Source organism: Leptospira inadai serovar Lyme str. 10 (assembly GCF_000243675.2).
GTDB lineage: Bacteria > Spirochaetota > Leptospiria > Leptospirales > Leptospiraceae > Leptospira_B > Leptospira_B inadai.
On the sequence record NZ_AHMM02000006.1, the window covers coordinates 285,534 to 304,236 of the forward strand.

General features: G+C 46.1%; 17 protein-coding genes. 16 read left to right on the top strand and 1 reads right to left on the bottom strand.

Annotated features, from left to right (window positions below; genetic code table 11):
- Window positions 1-207: 207 nt before the first annotated feature.
- The 7 genes from LEP1GSC047_RS01985 (at window position 208) to LEP1GSC047_RS02015 (ending at window position 7,280) form a co-directional block, all read left to right on the top strand.
- On the top strand, window positions 208-789 hold the full coding sequence (locus tag LEP1GSC047_RS01985) for a peroxiredoxin (protein WP_010412259.1): 582 nt from the start codon (window positions 208-210) through the stop codon (window positions 787-789).
- Between the two features lie 182 nt (window positions 790-971).
- Window positions 972-2,387, top strand: a complete 1,416-nt coding sequence (gene sufB, locus LEP1GSC047_RS01990; protein WP_020988134.1) for a Fe-S cluster assembly protein SufB — start codon at window positions 972-974, stop codon at window positions 2,385-2,387.
- Between the two features lie 43 nt (window positions 2,388-2,430).
- Complete coding sequence (locus LEP1GSC047_RS01995) at window positions 2,431-3,309, top strand: tetratricopeptide repeat protein (protein ID WP_010412256.1); 879 nt, start codon at window positions 2,431-2,433, stop codon at window positions 3,307-3,309.
- Window positions 3,306-4,382, top strand: a complete 1,077-nt coding sequence (gene rlmN, locus LEP1GSC047_RS02000; RefSeq protein WP_010412253.1) for a dual-specificity RNA methyltransferase RlmN — start codon at window positions 3,306-3,308, stop codon at window positions 4,380-4,382. The genes LEP1GSC047_RS01995 and rlmN overlap by 4 nt, the downstream gene beginning before the upstream one ends.
- A 31-nt stretch (window positions 4,383-4,413) precedes the next feature.
- A complete protein-coding gene (locus LEP1GSC047_RS02005; protein WP_010412250.1) occupies window positions 4,414-4,710 on the top strand; it encodes a Cys-rich protein in 297 nt (98 codons plus the stop codon).
- 43 nt (window positions 4,711-4,753) lie between these two features.
- Window positions 4,754-6,466, top strand: a complete 1,713-nt coding sequence (locus LEP1GSC047_RS02010; RefSeq protein ID WP_010412247.1) for an ArnT family glycosyltransferase — start codon at window positions 4,754-4,756, stop codon at window positions 6,464-6,466.
- Between the two features lie 154 nt (window positions 6,467-6,620).
- Window positions 6,621-7,280, top strand: coding sequence for a TetR/AcrR family transcriptional regulator (locus LEP1GSC047_RS02015; protein WP_010412244.1), 660 nt, complete (start codon window positions 6,621-6,623; stop codon window positions 7,278-7,280).
- 313 nt (window positions 7,281-7,593) lie between these two features.
- Here LEP1GSC047_RS02015 and LEP1GSC047_RS02020 read toward each other — a convergent pair whose 3' ends face one another.
- Window positions 7,594-8,514, bottom strand: coding sequence for an endonuclease/exonuclease/phosphatase family protein (locus tag LEP1GSC047_RS02020; protein WP_010412241.1), 921 nt, complete (start codon window positions 8,512-8,514; stop codon window positions 7,594-7,596).
- Between the two features lie 284 nt (window positions 8,515-8,798).
- On the opposite strand from LEP1GSC047_RS02020, the gene LEP1GSC047_RS20995 reads away from it, so the two are divergent.
- The 9 genes from LEP1GSC047_RS20995 (at window position 8,799) to LEP1GSC047_RS02065 (ending at window position 18,620) form a co-directional block, all read left to right on the top strand.
- Window positions 8,799-9,305 (top strand): cytochrome c3 family protein, encoded by a 507-nt coding sequence (locus LEP1GSC047_RS20995; protein WP_010412238.1) that lies wholly within the window; start codon window positions 8,799-8,801, stop codon window positions 9,303-9,305.
- Between the two features lie 19 nt (window positions 9,306-9,324).
- The gene (locus LEP1GSC047_RS02030; protein WP_010412236.1) at window positions 9,325-12,399 is read left to right on the top strand and encodes a TAT-variant-translocated molybdopterin oxidoreductase; all 3,075 of its coding nucleotides are present in this window, start codon (window positions 9,325-9,327) and stop codon (window positions 12,397-12,399) included.
- Between the two features lie 27 nt (window positions 12,400-12,426).
- Complete coding sequence (gene nrfD / locus LEP1GSC047_RS02035; RefSeq protein ID WP_103186275.1) at window positions 12,427-13,794, top strand: NrfD/PsrC family molybdoenzyme membrane anchor subunit; 1,368 nt, start codon at window positions 12,427-12,429, stop codon at window positions 13,792-13,794.
- Window positions 13,794-14,345: a DUF3341 domain-containing protein gene (locus LEP1GSC047_RS02040; protein ID WP_010412229.1), complete on the top strand. Its 552-nt coding sequence runs from the start codon at window positions 13,794-13,796 to the stop codon at window positions 14,343-14,345. The genes nrfD and LEP1GSC047_RS02040 overlap by 1 nt, the downstream gene beginning before the upstream one ends.
- A 13-nt stretch (window positions 14,346-14,358) precedes the next feature.
- Window positions 14,359-14,958 carry a c-type cytochrome gene (locus LEP1GSC047_RS02045; protein ID WP_373364548.1) on the top strand — a complete coding sequence of 200 codons (600 nt, stop codon included), beginning with the start codon at window positions 14,359-14,361 and terminating at the stop codon, window positions 14,956-14,958.
- Entirely contained in the window at window positions 14,958-16,181 is a 1,224-nt protein-coding gene (locus LEP1GSC047_RS02050; RefSeq protein WP_010412223.1) for a membrane protein, read from the top strand. The genes LEP1GSC047_RS02045 and LEP1GSC047_RS02050 overlap by 1 nt, the downstream gene beginning before the upstream one ends.
- An 11-nt stretch (window positions 16,182-16,192) precedes the next feature.
- Window positions 16,193-16,675 (top strand): Lsa16 family lipoprotein adhesin, encoded by a 483-nt coding sequence (locus LEP1GSC047_RS02055; RefSeq protein WP_010412220.1) that lies wholly within the window; start codon window positions 16,193-16,195, stop codon window positions 16,673-16,675.
- Between the two features lie 190 nt (window positions 16,676-16,865).
- Complete coding sequence (locus LEP1GSC047_RS02060) at window positions 16,866-17,657, top strand: Lp29 family lipoprotein (protein WP_010412215.1); 792 nt, start codon at window positions 16,866-16,868, stop codon at window positions 17,655-17,657.
- Window positions 17,658-17,807: 150 nt separating this feature from the next.
- Window positions 17,808-18,620 (top strand): Lp29 family lipoprotein, encoded by an 813-nt coding sequence (locus tag LEP1GSC047_RS02065; protein ID WP_010412213.1) that lies wholly within the window; start codon window positions 17,808-17,810, stop codon window positions 18,618-18,620.
- Window positions 18,621-18,703: the final 83 nt, after the last annotated feature.

An 18,703-nucleotide genomic window follows, 5' to 3' on the forward strand; every position in this document is an offset into this window, starting at 1 on the left:
GGGGAATTTACCGACCATTCTGTACAAGACACTGCTGGCATGTATCCGGGGCCGGAGATCAGTCCTCTTCTAACTCCTAAATGCTCTTATGATCGTGCCAATTCGGCAGTTCGGCGTAAGAATCATCGATCTCCAAAAAAATAAAAACTGCTTCACAAAAGACTCGTCTAAATTTAGAATGATTCTAAAATAAAGGAGCGTATTCCAATGCCTCAAGTAACCTCACTTGCACCGGACTTCAAAGCCGAGGCCGTAATTGGCCAACAAATCAAGGAAATCAAACTTTCCGACTACAAAGGAAAATGGGTCGTACTATTTTTCTGGCCCCTGGATTTCACGTTTGTTTGCCCTACCGAAATCATCGAGTACGATGCAAAATTGGACGAGTTCAAGAAGCTCGGCGCCGAAGTTCTAGGCGTTTCCGTGGACAGCGCCTTTACTCACCTTGCTTGGAAAAACACGGCAAGGAAACAGGGCGGACTCGGCGAAATCCGCTATCCATTGGTTGCGGACATCACTAAATCCATTGCCCGTGATTACGGCGTTCTAACTGAAGGGGGAGTCGCACTCCGTGGAACCTTCGTCATCGATCCGAAAGGCGTAATTCGCCAATCCACGATTAACGACCTTCCGGTCGGACGTAATATCGACGAAGCGATTCGTTTGGTAAAAGCTTTCCAATTCGTAGAGAAACATGGGGAAGTTTGTCCTGCAAACTGGGACGAAGGTAAAAAAACCATGAAAGCGGACCCGGAAAAGTCCAAGGAATATTTCTCCTCGGTCAACTGATCGCTTCTCGCTTCTTGCCCGGCTTCTCCAAGCCGGGTTTTCCCGGAATTTATCCTGGTCCGGGTAGAGTTCTCCGTGAATTCTGGTAAAAAGACTCGAATAAAACGCCGATTCGATATAACCTAGATTCGGACGGTTTTTCCTGAGAAGGAAAAGGTCTAAATAGTAAAGGGGGATTTGCAATGGCACAGACGCTGGAAACCCTTGCCCTGGATGAAGAAAGATATTATCGAGCCGATAATTTCCCGAAAGGCCTGACCCGCAAAGTCGTCGAATCCATTTCTCATATAAAAAATGAACCCGGTTGGTTGACGGAGTTTAGGCTCGAAGCCTTCCGGATATACCAAAGCAAACCCATGCCTACCTGGGGTTTTTTCCCGAATTTTCACGTAGATATCGATGAATACGTTCATTATATCGGTGCCAATCATAAGAAAAAAAAATCTTGGGACGAAGTCGATCCGGCGGTCCTGAAGAGTTTCGAGCGTTTAGGAATTCCCGAACACGAACGGAAATACCTGGCCGGAATCGAAGCGATGGAAGATTCCGAAACCGTATATGCGAACGTTAAGAAAGAACTGACCGAACTCGGAATTATTTTTTGCGATATCGATACCGCCATTCGCGAATATCCGGAAATCGTACGTAAATATATCGGAACCGTCGTCTCCATCGGAGATAATAAGTTTTCGGCATTGAACTCCTGCGTTTTCTCAGGAGGGTCTTTTGCTTACATTCCCAAGGGAGTTAAGACCCCGATGCCGCTTCAGGCGTACTTTAAAGTGACTGCGGCTTCTTCCGGTCAATACGAGCGTACTCTTCTCATTGCGGAAGAAGGTGCCGAGCTGGAATATTCGGAAGGTTGTTCTTCGGTACAGGACAAAGGAACGAATTTTCATACCGCAGTAGTGGAGTTGGTAGCTCATAATAAGTCGAAGATATTCTATACCACGATTCAGAATTGGAAAAAGAATATGTACAACTGGACGGTAAAGCGGGGGATCTGTCATGAATCCGCCCATATCACTTGGACGGACGTCAATATCGGAGCCAATACGGTTAAATATCCGGGGATCGTTCTCCAAGGAGATAATTCAACCGGTGATATACTTTCTCTCGCCTTTGCCGGGTCCGGTCAGATTCAGGATACCGGAGCCCGTATCATTCACGTAGGTAAAAATACTCGAAGCAATATTTTGGCAAAAGGAGTCTCTCTGGACGGTGGTACGAACTCTTATCGAGGTCTCGTAAAATTCGCATCAGGTTCTTCTAATGCATATAGCCACGTAAAATGCGACGGTCTAATGATGGATGATCGTTCCCAATCCCATGCCTATCCGTATAACGACGTTAGCGGCCAGAACGGCACATTGAATTACGAGGCGACGGTCTCTCGAATCGACGAAGATCAACTGTTCTATCTACAATCCAGGGGATTGTCGGAGGACGACGCCAAGTTGCTAGTGATCAACGGATTTTGTGAAGGTGTTACTAAACACTTGAACGTGGAGTATTCGGTCGAGATGACTAGGTTGATTCGGATGATTTTAGAGGATGGTAAGGTAATCGCAGAGCATAACGACTCCGCCGTAATCTGAAAAAGGCTGGAAATCTTCCTCCTTTTCTCCATAATTTATTTCCATGATCAATCGCTTTCTAGGATTTTTTCTTCTCATAGGCTTACTTTTGGCGGCCTTTTCCGTTTTTACTTATAACGAGGAGAAAGGAGAAGAGGCCGTAAGTGAGACCTCCTCTGCAGGATCGGCGGAAAAATTTCGATTCTCGGAATTGCTTCAAACTATTTGGGGCGATCTAACCTCAAAAGATTCGAAACCGGTGGATTCTAATTCGACCGATCCGTCCGAAGAACCTACCGAAATTTTCAAAGCCGGACTCGATGCATACGAACGGAAAGATTACGAAACGTCGATTCTGGAATATGATCGCTATCTTGAAAAGATCCCGTCCGATATTTATGCACTCTATAATAGGGGACTGGCAAAATATAACCTAGGTCGATTTTCCGAAGCCAAGATCGACTTTGATACCGCTCTTAAAATCGAGCCCGATAATTTCGATCTACTTTTGTATCGAGGATACTGTAAAAGCGAATTAGAAAAGAGAGAGGAAGCCTTTAAGGACGTCGATCGTGCCATCAAGCTCGGGGCGAAATACGCCGAAGCATACGTGAACCGAGCCATCCTTTATAATCTTTCCGAACAACCGACGGCGGCATTGAAGGATGCGAAGGAAGCCGTTCGAATCGATGCCGGAAGCTCCCGCGCAAATTTCCAAATCGGCTACGCTTATTATAGTCTGAAGAAATATAATGATTCCATTAACGCCTATTCAAAAGCCATCGCTTTGAATCCTAAGGACGGAGGCCAATCGTATTATAATCGAGGTCTAGGTTATCTGGCCGTTCGTAAAAAGACGAACGCTTGCGAGGATTTTAAGCTTTCGCTCGAAGGCGGCTATTCCTCCGCAAACGAGATGATTCGGGAATATTGCAAGAAATGAAAGCTTATACCGAACATTCATCCTCCTCCGAAGTTTTCGTCGACAGCTTGACTCCTTTAAAGGGAAAAACGTTGGAGGAATTGGTCGCTCTTTTCGCTTCCTTAGGTGAAAAACCGTTTCGAGCAAAACAAATTTATAATGGACTTTACGCGAATCGGTACGAGTCCTGGGATGAATTTACGACCTTAGGAAAGGAGTTGCGCGGAAAACTCCAAGAGGTCGCGTCCTTAACGAAACTCAGCGTGGTTAAGCATCTGAAATCCGTAGACGGAACCCAGAAATTTACCTTCGAATCGACGTTAGGCAGCGGCAAAGAATTCGAATCCGTATGGATTCCCTCCGGAGACGGCGGAAGAAAGACGATTTGCATTTCTTCTCAGGTAGGATGTACCCTTAATTGTAAATTTTGTGCCACTGCAAAACTGCCCTACCAGGGAAATTTAAAATCCTCGGAAATCGTAGATCAAATCCTACAAGTGGAACGCATCGTCGGTGATCGGGCAACGAATGTCGTATTTATGGGAATGGGTGAGCCGATGCATAATTACTTTAACGTTATACGTGCGGCGAAAATTCTTCACGATCCCGAAGCCATAGGATTAGGATCCAGAAGGATTACCATTTCGACTTCGGGTGTGGTAAACGGAATTCGTCGGTATATCGAGAATCGAGAGCCTTATAAATTAGCGATCTCTTTGAATCATCCTGATCCCGCCGGCCGGAAGGAGATTATGGACATCGAGGAGAAATTCTCGTTGCCGGAACTACTGGAAGTTGCCCGAGATTATACGAGAATTCTGCGTAGAAGAATTACATTCGAATATGTGATGATACCCGGCGTAAATATGAGTAACGAAGACGCCAAGAAATTGGTTCGGATCGCGAGAAGAATGGACTGCAAAATTAATGTCATCCCGTTGAATACCGAATTTTTCGGTTGGCGAAGGCCTAGTTCGACCGAAGTGGAGGAGTTCCTGCGATTATTGGAACCGGCTGGAGTTCCCATCTTAAATCGTCGTTCGCCCGGAAAGGATATTAACGGCGCCTGCGGCATGCTCGCTTCAAAAAGTTGACCGTCTCTATGCGATCGATAAAGTGGAGAGAATGAAGCCGCTTTTCTATTTGCGAATCTTTCCATCTTTGCTTTTACTGCTTACTTTTTTCTCCTGCAAGAATCCTTATGAGAGAAAATGTCAGGAAATCTGTAAATTTTACCTTTCCTGCGCGGAAGAAGAATTTAGAGGAAAACAAGTCATTACGGATGCGGATCGAAATCTCGTCACGATCGATTGTGAATCGGGTTGTCTTAGAGAACAGGGCTTTGCGGTCCCCTGTTATGAAAGCGAAAAAACCTGCAAAGGGTTTAACCGCTGTATTTTGGAGTCGGGATTAATGGATTGATTTTCCATACCCCTTATACGTTTTTCCCGGAGCTTTATTTACTATGAATTCAACCGTTCAAGACGATTCCCTTTTTTCGAGAAAATTCGTAATTTGGATCCTGCTTGGGTTGGCGATCCTGCCGATTTTATTAACCTTTCCTTTGGACGTCATCGACATAGATTCCTCTCAGTATGCCGAGATTTCTCGGGAGATGGCCGACAGCGGGGATTGGTTTTTTATCAGAGATAACGGAAGACGTTATCTCGATAAACCCATCCTAACTTTTTGGAGTATTTCGAGCTCTTTCGTTTTATTCGGTCAAAATAATTTCGCTTTCCGCTTGCCTGCCATTCTCCTTACCCTTGTCTCGCTCTGGGGAATCTTTACCGTCACAAAATTGCATTCAGGAAGTGTAAAGCAGGGTTGGTTGGCGGTTCTTTTATACGCGCTTTCTCCGGGATTGTATGCGATGGTAGTCGATCCGAAGATCGACGTATATGTGACGCCCTATATCATTCTGGTTTTTGCCTTTTATTATTTGGGAACTAGGAAAAATTCCGCGTACTACTATGCTATGTATCTTGCGATGGGTTTGGGTTTTGTCACCAAGGGGCCGATCGCGGTCGTAATTCCCGGAATCGGGATCGGAGGAGATATTCTTTTCCGGCGAGATTGGAAGCGTTTGTTGGGAATGAAATTATTTCCTGGCGTTATCATTGCCGCTCTTCCCCCGCTTCTATGGTCTATCCCTCTGTATCTCGAGTTCAATACCTACGGACCTTATTTCTTTCTTTGGGTGCAGTCCTTCGGTCGTTTTTACGTCAAGATGTACGATCAGAAATTCAATCCCGGTTTCTTTTATGCGAATTTCGGTTGGGCTTTCGGAGTTTTCATTCTACCTTTTTTGGCGTACATCCTCGGGAAGGCCGTACCGTTTCTTCGTCGGAAAGGGAGCCTGCTATTTTCTTCGATACGCGGTAATCTCTGGAGAGAGGCGGATTTTGTTCCTGCCTTCTGGCTGTTTGTCTTTTTGTTTTTAATCAGCTTTTCAAAATACCAGTTACCTCAGTATATTTATTGGTGTTTGCCTGCGGCGGCGGTCTTGGGTTCGGGATTTCTAATGAACCTCATCTCTAGAGAAGATAACGCCTTAGTCCGCTCGGGACGAATTCTAACCTGGATCACTTGCGCGATATTCGTACTCGCAGGAATTCTTTTGCCGATTCTGTCCGTGACTGTGGACTTTGGATATATCGGGTGGGTGCTATTTTACGTTGTCGTCGGAGTTGCGCTTTGGTTTTTATCCGGAAAAGGAGAAAGGATTCTTACTGCCCTAGTCATTTCCACATCCTTTTTCTTTACGTTAGTGAGTATGTATGCTTATCCGCTTCTGATTTCCTATCAGCCTTCCAAAGAAATCGGGAAGATTATTCAAGAAGTCGAGCCTGGTAAGGATAAACTTTTATTATTCGGAGTTCCTGCATCCAAACGATCCTATGCGTTTTACTCGAAACGATATGCGAGAACCTTGTTCGATCCGGACGTTTTATTCGAAGCTTTAGAAAAAGACGGAGAACGACTGATCGTTATTTCCGAGAAATTTCTGCCTTCTTTCTCCGAGTTTACGCAAGACAAAGTGGATGTGGACATTCTGGCCGAATTCCCGAGTTACAAGGTCGCGACGCCCGAAGGAAAATTTTTCCTGAAATCGAAGCGCGAATCGACTGTTTCCAAGGTCTACTTAGCGAAAATCCGGTTTAAAAACCGAAAATAATAAAGACGATTTTCGGATCTTCCGTCGGTTCTTAAATTTAAGAAAGACGGAATTTTCGCTTGATTACTTACCGATCGGTCGGTAATTTTATAAAAACATTATATAACTCGTTTTGGCGGACCAAAACCTTCTTCCGTCGGTCTTCCGGAGACTTATGAAAAAAGCTGAGACTGCTGCTCATATTTTGCGTGGGGAAGCGACTCGAAAACGGGTGCTTGATCTTGCCGTAAAAGTAGCTACGATCGAAGGTTTAGAAGCCCTGACGATAGGAAGGATTGCCGATGCTGTCCAAATTAGTAAGGCGGGATTGCTTGGACATTTCGGTACGAAAGAAGATTTGCAAATTGCGACGGTTCGGGCGGGCCGTGAAAAGTTTATTAGAAAAGTGATTTATCCGATTCGATCCGTGCCCGAAGGATTGCCTCGTCTCGTAGCATTGATCGATAGTTGGGTGGATTATGTAAGGCAGTCGGAAGGCGGTTGTTTCTTTGCTTCCGTATCGGCGGAGTTTGATTCCAAGCCCGGAGCGGTTCGGGATGCGGTTAGTTCGATGATCAAAGAGTGGCAGTCAGGATTGACAAAGATAATCGAGGAGGCGAAGAATATGGGGCATTTAAAATCGGATGTCGCACCGAAGTCGCTTGCCTTTGCGTTTCAAGGATACGAATTGGCGTTGAATCTCATGTTTCAATTATTGGGGGAAAAAGAGGCGGTTAACGAAGCCAAGGCCGCGATGCGTCGATTAATTTTGAACTCGGTCACTCTTTCCGGAAAACGGGCTTTGGCTAAAGATTCGAATTTCGGGAAAATTTAATTCTGACTCAAAGACAGCGATGACCCTGGAGTCCGACAAAACTTAGTTTTTAATGAATAAAACTTATTCGAAAATCGGATCTTCAGAAAAAAAAGTAAGGGAAAATTCCCAACACCGCCGAATTCTTAAGTAGGCTATTTTGTGAGCCTGGTTTGGTTTTGGTCCCAGGGTTCCCTGGGATCGCTTTTCTTTCAGAAGACAGAGGTCAGAAGACTGAAGACAGAAGCTGCTACTAGTTGGAAAGGCTACGGAAGTAGCGGAAGAATCTACTGTAACACGAGAATCTTTCTCTATAGCTTGGAAACCCGGCTCATCAATGTTCAGTCCTCAGTCTTCTGACCTCTGTCCTCTGATTCCGCCAAACCAGTTCCCCCGAAATTGGGCAGTGATCCGAAAGTTTTAGTTCTTCGGGCGGATTCCCGTCATACTGTCCATCGTCGGTTTTGAATTGAAACTGCCGAAAACTCCCGGGCTTCCAGTCCTGATCGGTGATCAGATAGTCGATAAATCCCTTTTTATGCTGCCAACAATTCGATTTCGCTTTATAGTTGGCCGTTGCTAAGCGACGTTCTCCTTTGAGCATATTCCAAGACGATCTCTTTGATCTTAAGTTTTCGTTAAAATCCCCTAAAAGGACGAATCTTTTCTTTCTCTCTAAAATTTCTCCCAGGACCTGTATCTGCTCTTGGCGTTCGGACTGATCCTCGGCGGATTTACCGGCTTTTAAATGGACGGAGATCACGGTAAGTTTTCCCTGTGGAAAAGAAAATTCGGCCATCAATCCTTTCCGCAACCCCGGTCTGAGCGAAAGTTGGGGCAATTCGCTTAACAATGGATTCGGAAGTGATTTTTTCCAACAAAGGCCTACTTCCTGGGAATATCCGTGAGTTCTCGTAGCGGAGCAATTATAGCTTTCATTGGTAACCATTTTGATCGCGGACTCGTTTTCGATTTCCTGGAATCCTATTATATCCGGAGAATTTTGTAGGACGACAGCTCGAATCGTCGCGAAATCCGCAGGTAGTCTTGGTCGACGATTCGTCGGAAATTTTCCCGTATCCCCTTTTTCATCGTACAGGAACATCGCATTGAAACTGGAAATTATGAGATTGGGAGGAGAGTCGTCCGACAGAATGCGCGAAGTCATTATCAAGACGAAGAGGGTAATCGACGAAAACCGAAAAAATATTCGTCTTCGATCGTCGCATTTTGGAATTTTTTTTGTCCGTCTCATTCGGATATTCGTCCCTCTATTTTAAGTTTTATGCAAGTTGTTAAGAACGATCGTTCTGATCTTTTACGTATATAACGCTTTTCTCGACTCTATACGGGTAGATAAATTAAAAAGTCGCATTTATCGTTCATCTTTTTTATCGGTTTTTATTTGATACTTAGTCTCAAAGAAATTTTGCAAGGATCGCCGAATCCTTCACGTTTTTAGGCGTTTACTTGCAATTTTAACCCGAGCCGAAATCTTTGTTCCAAACCTTATTTTGGACTCCACGGGACTTTTCACGAATGAATAAGAAAGCTTTGAAACTTTCGGTTCCGCTCATTGCTATTGCAGCGGTGGCCTACCTGATCTTTTCTCCCTCCAAATACGTGGGCTATTCGCCAGACCAGCCCATACCCTTTAACCATAAGATACATGCCGGAGACAATAAGGTAGATTGCCGTTATTGTCATACCGGTGTGGAAACGGGAGCTCACGCGACCGTTCCCAACACATCGACGTGTATGAATTGTCACTCTATGGTGGCGACTCAAAAGCCCGACATCAAGTACCTTATCGAAACTTACCAGAAGAAGCAACCTCTTGAGTGGGTTAAGGTCCATGACCTTCCCGATCATGTTCAATTCAACCACTCCCGTCACATTCAGCGCGGTGTAGACTGTTCCCAATGTCACGGCAACGTAGCCGAGATGGTAAAAGTCAAGCAAGTCGCGTCCTTGAATATGGGATACTGCGTGAATTGTCATCGGGAAAACAATGCTCCAACCGATTGTTCCACCTGCCACAGATAACCAGGAGATAGCATAACAGATGGATAATAAGAATTTCCAGAAAGAAAAGAAAGCGCACTGGCTCTCCTTTGAACTTCGCGACAAAGCGGAAGAAACGAAGGAGCTCCAGCGTTCCGAATTCTTCACTTCTCCGGATCCGATTATCGCTAGGATTAAATCCGGTGAATTCGACCGAAAAACTTTCCTTAAATTAATGGGCGCGGGAGTTGCGATGACTTCCCTAAATTGCGTCCGTAAGCCTGTAGAAAAAATCGTTCCCTATGTGGACCTGAGGGTCGGCGAGGAAGGGGAAACATACGATTTCGTTAAGCACGGGCATTCCTACTATTACGCAACCGTACATCGTGGAAACGGGATTCTCGTGAAAGCGAGAGATGGCCGACCTTTGAAGTTGGAAGGGAATCCGGAACATCCGGTTTCTCAGGGGGCTTTGGGTGCGACCACGCAAGCGGCCATTTTCGATTTATATGATCCGGATCGAGCGCAAGACCCCGCGTTGATCGAGGGTGGGAAAGAATCCAAGCTGGAATGGTCCGCCTTGGACGCGAAAGTTCGGGAAGCTCTAAACGCAAACAAGGGCAAAACGGTTATCGTAACTCCTCCGTTGGATTCTCCGGCAACGAAAGGGCTGATCGGCGAATTCTTAAAAGCGATCGGTGGAGGAAAGCATTACGAAGTTTCCTTAACTTCCGCAGAGGAAGCGGTCTCGAAAGGTCAAGCGGCATCTTACGGCAAAGCCTTGGTTCCTAACTATCATTTTGATTTAGCGAATGCGATTCTTTCCATCGATTGCGATTTTATGGGCGGATGGCTTTCGGGTGAAGAACACCAGAAAGATTTTTCCAAGCGTAGAAATCTCAGAAAGGGCGGAAAAGACGTAAACTTCTATGTCGCGGCAGAATCCATTCCTACGATGTCGGGATCCAATGCCGATCTTCGCCTTCCGATTCGTCCCGGGGACCAGACAAAGTTCGCGCTTGCGATCGCAGCTGCTCTAGGAGAACTCGGAGCCAATACTAAGGACGCTCTGAATGGAGTAACACTGGCAGGTTTGGCTACCGAGCTGGGATTGGATGCGGAGAATATTAAGAAAACCGCAAAAGCTCTTTGGCAAAACAGAGGTAAATCTCTAGTAGTCGCCGGAGGACTTTCCGCAGCCACTAAAGATGCCGTCGATCTTCAGATTCTCGTGAACTATTTGAACTCCGCGTTGGACAACGACGGAAAAACCGTAGATCACTCCAATCCGAAAAAAGAAGGATTGGCTGATTATTCCGGAAATCTAAAAGAACTCGGCACACAACTCAAGCAAACTAAGGTCGGAGTTCTTTTCCTATACGATACCAATCTTGTTTACCAAGCAGGGGAGGAGTGGAAAAATCTTCTTCACCAAGCCGCGTTGGTGGTTAGTCTTTCGGACCGGGCAGATGAAACCGCGATTGCGTCCAATTACTTGGCGCCTACCACGCACTTCCTGGAATCTTGGGGTGATGCGGAAGTATCGAAAGGAATTTTCTCCATTCAGCAACCTGCAATCAGACCTCTTTTCCGGACCCGTTCTTTCGAAGACAGCTTGATTCAATTCGCCGGCGGCTCGTTAGGCGGAGAAAGCGTATTTTATGAATATCTAAAGAATTCCTGGGTCAAGAAACTCGGCTCTAAGCAAAAATGGGAAGACCTGCTTCGCGTAGGAACGACCGTAAAAGCTTCCGATAAAAAGACCGCGACCGGTGCATCTCGCGGATTTAATCGCGGTGCACTTAAGAAAATCTCTTCCGCGCCTGCCGGAATTCGATTGGCTCTTTACGAAAAGATCGCGATCGGCGACGGTAGGGGTGCGAACAATTCCCTTTTACAAGAACTTCCGGATCCGGTCACTAAGGTTACTTGGGACAATTACGTATTGATTTCTCCGCAACTTGCAAAGGAGAAGGGGATTCAATCCAACGACGTCGTTCTCGTTAAAACCGCAAATCAGTCCATCGAACTACCGGCACAAATTCAACCCGGTATGCACAAAGATACGATCGGTATCGCTGTAGGCTATGGAAGAACCGCTGCCGGAGTCGTAGGAAACGGAGTGGGTAAGAATGCGTATCCGCTTTCTGAAGTGGGGGTGTTCTCCGGGATTTCGGTGACTTCGATCGAGAAGACCGGAAAGACATACAAGTTGGCTTGCACTCAGCACCACCATATGCTATCACCCGGCTTCGGTTATCCGGATCGGCCTTTAATCCAGTCCACTTCGATCGAGGACTATCGTAACGATCCTGCCTCCGGAAAAGCGGAGTCTGAAATTCCGAAGATCAAAAAAGACGGAAAATTGGTGGATGCTCGGGGCGGAAATCCGGTTTTCGATTATCCCGGCTATCGCTGGGGAATGAGCGTCGATTTAACCGCCTGCACCGGCTGTTCTGCCTGCGTAATCGCTTGCCAAGTCGAGAATAATATTCCTGCAGTGGGAAGAGACGAAGTTCGAGTCGGGCGCGAAATGCATTGGATTCGAATCGATCGTTATTATATCGGTAATCCCGATAAACCGGAAGATATGCAGATCGCGCACCAACCGGTGATGTGCCAGCATTGCGAAAATGCTCCTTGCGAAACGGTGTGTCCGGTTCTTGCGACCGTTCATGGTTCGGAAGGAACCAACGATATGATTTACAATCGTTGCGTAGGGACTCGTTATTGCTCGAACAACTGTCCGTTTAAAGTAAGACGTTATAACTGGGCGCAACATTGGTATAACGAAACGGGAGCCCAGAAAGGTGCAAGACCTCCTCGTTATTTGGGACTCAATCCCGAGGTTACCGTTCGCGGTCGCGGGGTCATGGAAAAATGTACCTTCTGTTCTTCTCGTATTGCCGAGAAAAAGATCCAAGCCAAGAACGAGGGTCGTACTTTGAAAGACGGGGAACTCAAGACTGCCTGCCAGCAAACTTGTGCGGCCGACGCGATTAGCTTTGGAAATGTGAACGATAAAGTTTCCGAAGTCGCTAAACTCAGCGCGGATCCAAGAGCCTACCGCTTGCTAGAATATCTAAACGTCGGTCCCTCGGTCGCTTATCTGACCAGGGTCAGAACCAAGATCTAATCCGGAGTAAAACGAAGCGCTATGTCTATACCTAACGCAATCAAAGAAGCCCTGGATATCCAACCCCTGGTCACCGGCGGGAAATCCGTCCGTGACGTAACGGAGGATATCCTCAAGCCGGTCGAAGCATTTCCTACTTCCTTATGGTGGAAAGCGTTTCTTTTGGCTTTAACGATTACAGTAATCGATTTGGGTATCATCGGATACCTGGTGTACGAAGGTCTTTATATCCTCGGGATTAATAATCCCGTCGGTTGGGGATTCTTTATCGTCAACTTCGTATTCTGGATCGGTATCGGTCACGCTGGTACGTTGATTTCCGCCGTTCTTTACCTTTTCCGTCAGGAATGGAGAACCGGTATTAACCGAGCCGCCGAAGCGATGACGATCTTTGCAGTATTAACGGCAGCGTCGACATTAATCATCCACATCGGACGTCCGTGGATGGGTTATTGGTTATTTCCGTATCCGAACGAAAGGGGGCCTCTGTGGGTAAACTTTCGATCCCCCTTGATCTGGGATACGTTTGCAGTATCGACCTACTTAACGATTTCGTTGGTATTCTGGTACATAGGACTCATCCCTGACATCGCTTCTGTTCGCGATCGGGCGACCGGCAAAGTTCGCAGAATGGTGTATGATATTCTTTCCTTCGGCTGGGTCGGTTCCAATAAGGCTTGGTCGCACTTGGAAACGGTTGCGATGATTCTTGCGGCGCTATCGACACCTCTCGTTCTTTCGGTGCACACGATCGTGTCCTTCGACTTCGCCGTATCGATACTTCCCGGTTGGCATACGACCATCTTCCCTCCCTACTTCGTAGCGGGGGCGATCTTCTCGGGATTCGCCATGGTGGTGACTCTCATGGTGATCGCAAGAGAGGTCTTCAATCTGAAAGATTACATCACTATGAAGCACCTGGAAAATATGAACAAGGTGATCATGGTAACCGGTCTGATCGTGGGACTCGCTTACTCTACGGAGTTCTTCATGGCTTGGTATTCCGGCAACGAGTATGAAGGGTTTGCCTTCGTGAACCGAGCTTTCGGGCCGTACGGATGGGCCTACTTCATTATGTTTAGCTGTAACGTATTCGCTCCCCAGGTATTCTGGTGGAAGAAATTACGGACCAGCATTCCGGTTATGTTCGTTATTTCGATTATCGTGAATATAGGGATGTGGTTCGAGCGTTTCGTCATCGTAATGACCCTGCACAGGGATTTCTTGCCGTCTAGCTGGGATGTTTATATTCCGACGGTTTACGACTTCATGATGCTTTTAGGAACCTTCGGTATCTTCTTCACCCTATTTTTACTCTTCTGCAGATTGCTTCCGGTGATCGCCGTAGCGGAAATAAAAACGGTTATGCCCCATAAAGATGGAGGCCACCACTAATGTATAAACCACTTAAAGAACAATTTCATTCCTTTCAGGAAACCGAATCGGGAGTATTCGGTTTATTCGATACTGCTTCCCAGATCGTAGACGCGGCTCGAAAGACGAAAGAAAAAGGTTATACGGGATTCGATTGCTTTACTCCGTATCCGGTCCACGGACTCGATGATGCGATGGGTCTTGCCCGTTCGGGAATTCCTTGGGTGACTTTCTTTATGGGACTCTTCGGTTGTACCGTAGGCTTCGGAATGCAATACCTGACTCATAAGTATGATTGGTCCATAAACATCTCCGGTAAAAGCCTGAATGCTTGGTTCGCGTATATTCCGATCACATTCGAGTTCACCGTTTTTATGGCGGGGGTTTCGACGGCCGTTGCGTTATTCATTCTTGCCAAGCTTCCAAGAATGAATCGAAAGGTTTTACATCCGGATATTACGAACGATAAATTTGCGCTTTGGATTCCTTCCAACTCCGCAAATTATTCGGAAAGTTCCGTCACCGAGTTCATTAAAAGTCTGGGCGCAAAGTACGTCGAGACGGTGAAATAGGAGAAACGAAATGATTTCCCTGAATAAGTTTTCCATCCTTTCATTCGCGGCTCTCTTACTTTGGAACTGCGAATCGAAGACGCCACCTCTAGAATACATGCCCGACATGGCCGACTCGGTCGCGAGGGAGGCACAGGAAGCGGAACCTTTCTTTGCCAATAATTCGGCGGTTCGGCTCCCACCCAAGGGCGCGGTTCCGGTCGACTACTATCCGTACGAATATAAAGGCCTGGATATTTCAGTAATTCCTAATAAAGGTCTTGCTAATCCTTTTAAAGCGGATCTTGCGAATCTTAAGCGTGGGGAAGATAAATACCAGACCTACTGTAGTCCCTGCCACGGAGTTCGCGGGGCTGGAAACGGTTTCGTAGTAGGACCTGCTCCGAAGTTAAATGCCGGACAGAGTGACGGAAGTCCTATGGCTGCTCTAATATCTGCAAGTGCAAAGGCATATTCGGATGGGCAGATTTATCACGCGATGACGGAAGGGAAGGGACGTATGAACAGCTATGCCTCTCAAATCGCTCCCGAAGATCGTTGGAAAATCGTTCTCTATATCCGGAAGCTTCAGGATCACGACAATAAGACCAACAAGGAAACGGCTAAGAAATAATGGACGTTAAGGTAGAACAAAACCTCATCAACTATAAGCTGGATTCCAAAACCAGGACGGCACTGATCGGAATGATTATTGTCGGTCTCGTCAGCCTCGCGATTGCGGCATTCGGCCTCGGTCATGAAACTCTACGTCATGACGGCGGACATTCCAATCCAGCTTGGTCTGCTTATCTGGTCGGAACCTTTTTCATTCTGGGTATTGCGATAGCCGGAACCTTCTTCACAGCTCTTGGTCATATAACCGGCGCCCATTGGCCCGTAACCTTGCGACGTATTTCCGAAGGATACGGTATGTTCCTTCCTGTTGCAGGCGTATTATTGGTCATTCTGACTTTAGGCGCCCATGATCTATACGAATGGACCCACGACGAAGTCGTCGCGCACGATCACCTTCTTCAGCATAAAAAACCGTTATTGAATATGAGGTTCTTCGCCGGAATTCTCGTTTTCTTGAGCGTGGTATGGTCCGCATTCGGTTATCTGTTCTATAAGAGATCGGTCGCTCAAGATAGCGATAAGGACGTAAAACATACTCAATTCAACGCGAAGCTCTCGGGTGGATTTATCGTTTTCTTCGCTTTATCTTTCTCGCTCGTCTCGTTCGAAGTGATCATGTCGCTTACTCCTCACTGGTTTTCCACCATGTTCGGCGTTTATTGTTTTGCAGCGGCTTACCAAGCGGGTCTTTCCTCGCTCGTCGTCGCGGCTTACTTTCTGAAGAAGAAGGGATATCTGGGAAATCTCGTGAATGAAAATCATATTCACGACTTAGGTAAGTTCATGCTCGGCTTCACCGTTTTCTGGGCTTATGTGGGGTTTTCTCAGTTCATGTTGATTTGGTACGCGAATATTCCCGAGGAAACTTTCTTCTTTGAGCAGCGCTTAACGGGCGGTTGGGAATATCTAACGTTAGCGATTCCGGGAATTAAGTTCGCGATTCCTTTTCTACTTCTATTAAACCGTCCCAATAAACGAGATATTAACTTCTTAATGAAAGTGGCGGTTTGGATTCTATTCACGCAAGCAACGGAAATCTTCTGGCTGGTATACCCTGCGAATTTCGTGGATTTCTCGCTTGGCGGTTATATAACAAGTTTAGGCTCCGTCGTCGGAATGGTCGGTCTTTTTGGACTGGTTCTTCTAAAACGGTTGGAGAAGGCTCCGCTGATTCCGGTCGGCGATCCGAGGCTGGAAGATTGCCTCCATCATCACCAATAGAGGAAGGATCCATGAAGAATAGAATAACGAATTTAGCGATCCTTGGAACGTTAACCCTGGCTCTAGGAGCCTGCTCCAACTCCGCACAAATCGTAGGCAATATGAATTGTCCTACTTTGGAAAAAGGGTTGGAACCTTCGGTCGGAATTCTTTCCGACGAAAAAGACAATCCCGTAATCGTTAGCAGGTTGTCGGTCGGAACCGTGGTTAGAGTGTATGATTACCGAAATCATTCCATTCATCCAAAACCTTTGGTTCGCATAAAAACCGATAAGACCGAAGGTTGGGTGAATCCGACTTGCTTGGTGGTGAATCAAAATCCGGAAAATTCCGTTTTTGCTTGGGGTTATCGTAAGGATTATAAATATTTCTACGAGCCGACGGATTTGGACCATTATTCGAAAGGATACGAATTCGAAGTTTATAAGAATCTTCCGAAGGAAAAAATTCCTTTGGCGGAGTTAGCTCCCGAGCTAAAGGAAAAGAAAAACTAATAGTCGTCTCGAGTTTCGGTCGGATGAATCCCGCCGAAATCTTTTTCCTTGGTCCCAGGCAAGTTCGTTTATCAAAAGCCGTCGCGCGAATCGTTCGACGGTTTTTCCATTTTGGCCGTTTTCTACGATTCATCCCGTTCTTTTTCCATTTTCCCTGTCTTTAATTTACGCGTACGAGAATATTACTATAATGAAATCTATCCCAAAAAATCCTGCAGCTATCTTCGCTGCGGTCTTGTTTCTCCTTTCCTGCAACTCTCATTTTATTCTTAAGGAAGGAAGAACAGATATTCCTTCTTTAACGCTCAAAAAAGGCGTTTCGGTCGCCTTTGTAGGTTTTCTACCGTACAAAGTCACATCGGCGGGTAGAACCTACACCGCGACCGTGAATCCTTCGCAACGGATTCAGCTTTCGGAAAAAATCGGGCAGCTCGCCGGCAAATTGAAAGTAAGAGGGATTCGAAAAGATATACCTCCTGAAAAAGTGAAAGCCTTTGTCGAAACTTACATCAATGCGGTCAAGAATTCCGGGATAGAGGAGATTTTATCCGTTGTCGACGCCGCTAAAGAGGATCCGAATGCGAAAGAGGCTACGATTCGATTAAAGGATTTAGGGGCGGATTATTACGTATTGGGGATTCTTAATCCGCCGTTTCAGAAATCCAATATAGGTTTAGAAATAATACATGCGTTTAGCCACTTGTTTTCCATGATAACCGTCGGATTAATCCCATCTATCTTATGGTCCGACGCGAAAGCGACGGTCCTAGTCTATGATAAAAATCTAAACCGAATCTGGTCAAAAGAATACGACGCGCCTTATTTTGTGTACCGGGCGATTTGGGCAAAGCCCCATCCGAAAGAATGCGAACAGGGAAGAATTTGTGATTTTGAAAATTTCGGCCCGGTTCCGGCATTTGCGTTCAAACCGGTATTGCCGGAGCTTGAATCAGATTTGGTGCAGTTTTTGAATTCAAAGTAGATTTTATCGGACGATATTGATGCACGATTTAAAAGTTACTTAATAAGAAAATCTGCATCAATATACGGATTTCTTTCGGACCGAAAACGATTTTTTACTGGATTTGTTTCCGGATTTCATTTCAAATTCTATTCGCCGGAAATGAAATCTATGCCAAGAACTATCCTACTTACTTTTTCGATCTATGCCTGTATTTGCTCCTGCGCTTCCCGTTATTACACGAAACTACCGCAAGGAACGCCGGAAATTCCGAAGGTGAATCGAAGTTTGCGAATTGCATATATCGGATTTCACACCTTCCGAGCTGCGACGTTTAAGAATCCGGATGGCACGGTCGCCTTTGAAGCTTTAACCGAACCCGATTCCAGAACTCTGAAAAATCCTTCGGTAGGCATCTTCCCATCGACGGTTGACCTCAAATCTGCGGGGATTCGCAAGGATATTCCCCCCGAAAGAGTCGAATCGTTTGTGAAAGCTTATCTTTCCGACACGGGGGCTTCGGGGATTCGAGAATTGGAAAAATTCCTGGATATCAAAAAGGAGAAACAGTCCTATGTGTACTCCTTAAAAATTCTTCCTTTCGATTATTATATTGTGGGAATTCATGCGCCGCCATTGGAGAATTCTTCCCGAATATTTTGGAATTTCGTTACGTTACTCTCCGATTTAGTGAGCATTGCAAGCTTCGGAATCCTGCCTTCGTACGAAACGTTCGAAGCCTCCACTACGGTGATCTTCTATGACGCGAATTTGAATCGATTGAAGGAATTGCATTATAATAACGATTATACCGTCTTGAGAGCTCTATGGGCCGCCGCTAATCCGCCGGAATGTAAAATCGGAAATTTAAGTTGCTTAGGAATGTTTAGCCCGACGATTCGAGCGAATCATCCGATCGTTTTTGAAGGAATGATCCCTAGGATCAACGCGGATATCGCGGAATCGTTGCGCACTCTTAAGTAAGCCTGCGTCGAGAAATTTGCAGGAAAAAATCCGGTAATTTTATTGCTTGGGAGGAGGGAATTCCTCACTCTCGATCTTCGCCA

Excerpts from the sequence above, each read along its gene's own strand:
- LEP1GSC047_RS01985 (WP_010412259.1), top strand. The coding sequence starts at position 208 with ATGCCTCAAGTAACCTCACTTGCACCGGACTTCAAAGCCGAGGCCGTA.
- sufB (WP_020988134.1), top strand. The coding sequence starts at position 972 with ATGGCACAGACGCTGGAAACCCTTGCCCTGGATGAAGAAAGATATTAT.
- LEP1GSC047_RS01995 (WP_010412256.1), top strand. The coding sequence starts at position 2,431 with ATGATCAATCGCTTTCTAGGATTTTTTCTTCTCATAGGCTTACTTTTG.
- rlmN (WP_010412253.1), top strand. The coding sequence starts at position 3,306 with ATGAAAGCTTATACCGAACATTCATCCTCCTCCGAAGTTTTCGTCGAC.
- LEP1GSC047_RS02005 (WP_010412250.1), top strand. The coding sequence starts at position 4,414 with ATGAAGCCGCTTTTCTATTTGCGAATCTTTCCATCTTTGCTTTTACTG.
- LEP1GSC047_RS02010 (WP_010412247.1), top strand. The coding sequence starts at position 4,754 with ATGAATTCAACCGTTCAAGACGATTCCCTTTTTTCGAGAAAATTCGTA.
- LEP1GSC047_RS02015 (WP_010412244.1), top strand. The coding sequence starts at position 6,621 with ATGAAAAAAGCTGAGACTGCTGCTCATATTTTGCGTGGGGAAGCGACT.
- LEP1GSC047_RS02020 (WP_010412241.1), bottom strand. The coding sequence starts at position 8,514 with ATGAGACGGACAAAAAAAATTCCAAAATGCGACGATCGAAGACGAATA.
- LEP1GSC047_RS20995 (WP_010412238.1), top strand. The coding sequence starts at position 8,799 with ATGAATAAGAAAGCTTTGAAACTTTCGGTTCCGCTCATTGCTATTGCA.
- LEP1GSC047_RS02030 (WP_010412236.1), top strand. The coding sequence starts at position 9,325 with ATGGATAATAAGAATTTCCAGAAAGAAAAGAAAGCGCACTGGCTCTCC.
- LEP1GSC047_RS02040 (WP_010412229.1), top strand. The coding sequence starts at position 13,794 with ATGTATAAACCACTTAAAGAACAATTTCATTCCTTTCAGGAAACCGAA.
- LEP1GSC047_RS02050 (WP_010412223.1), top strand. The coding sequence starts at position 14,958 with ATGGACGTTAAGGTAGAACAAAACCTCATCAACTATAAGCTGGATTCC.
- LEP1GSC047_RS02055 (WP_010412220.1), top strand. The coding sequence starts at position 16,193 with ATGAAGAATAGAATAACGAATTTAGCGATCCTTGGAACGTTAACCCTG.
- LEP1GSC047_RS02060 (WP_010412215.1), top strand. The coding sequence starts at position 16,866 with ATGAAATCTATCCCAAAAAATCCTGCAGCTATCTTCGCTGCGGTCTTG.
- LEP1GSC047_RS02065 (WP_010412213.1), top strand. The coding sequence starts at position 17,808 with ATGCCAAGAACTATCCTACTTACTTTTTCGATCTATGCCTGTATTTGC.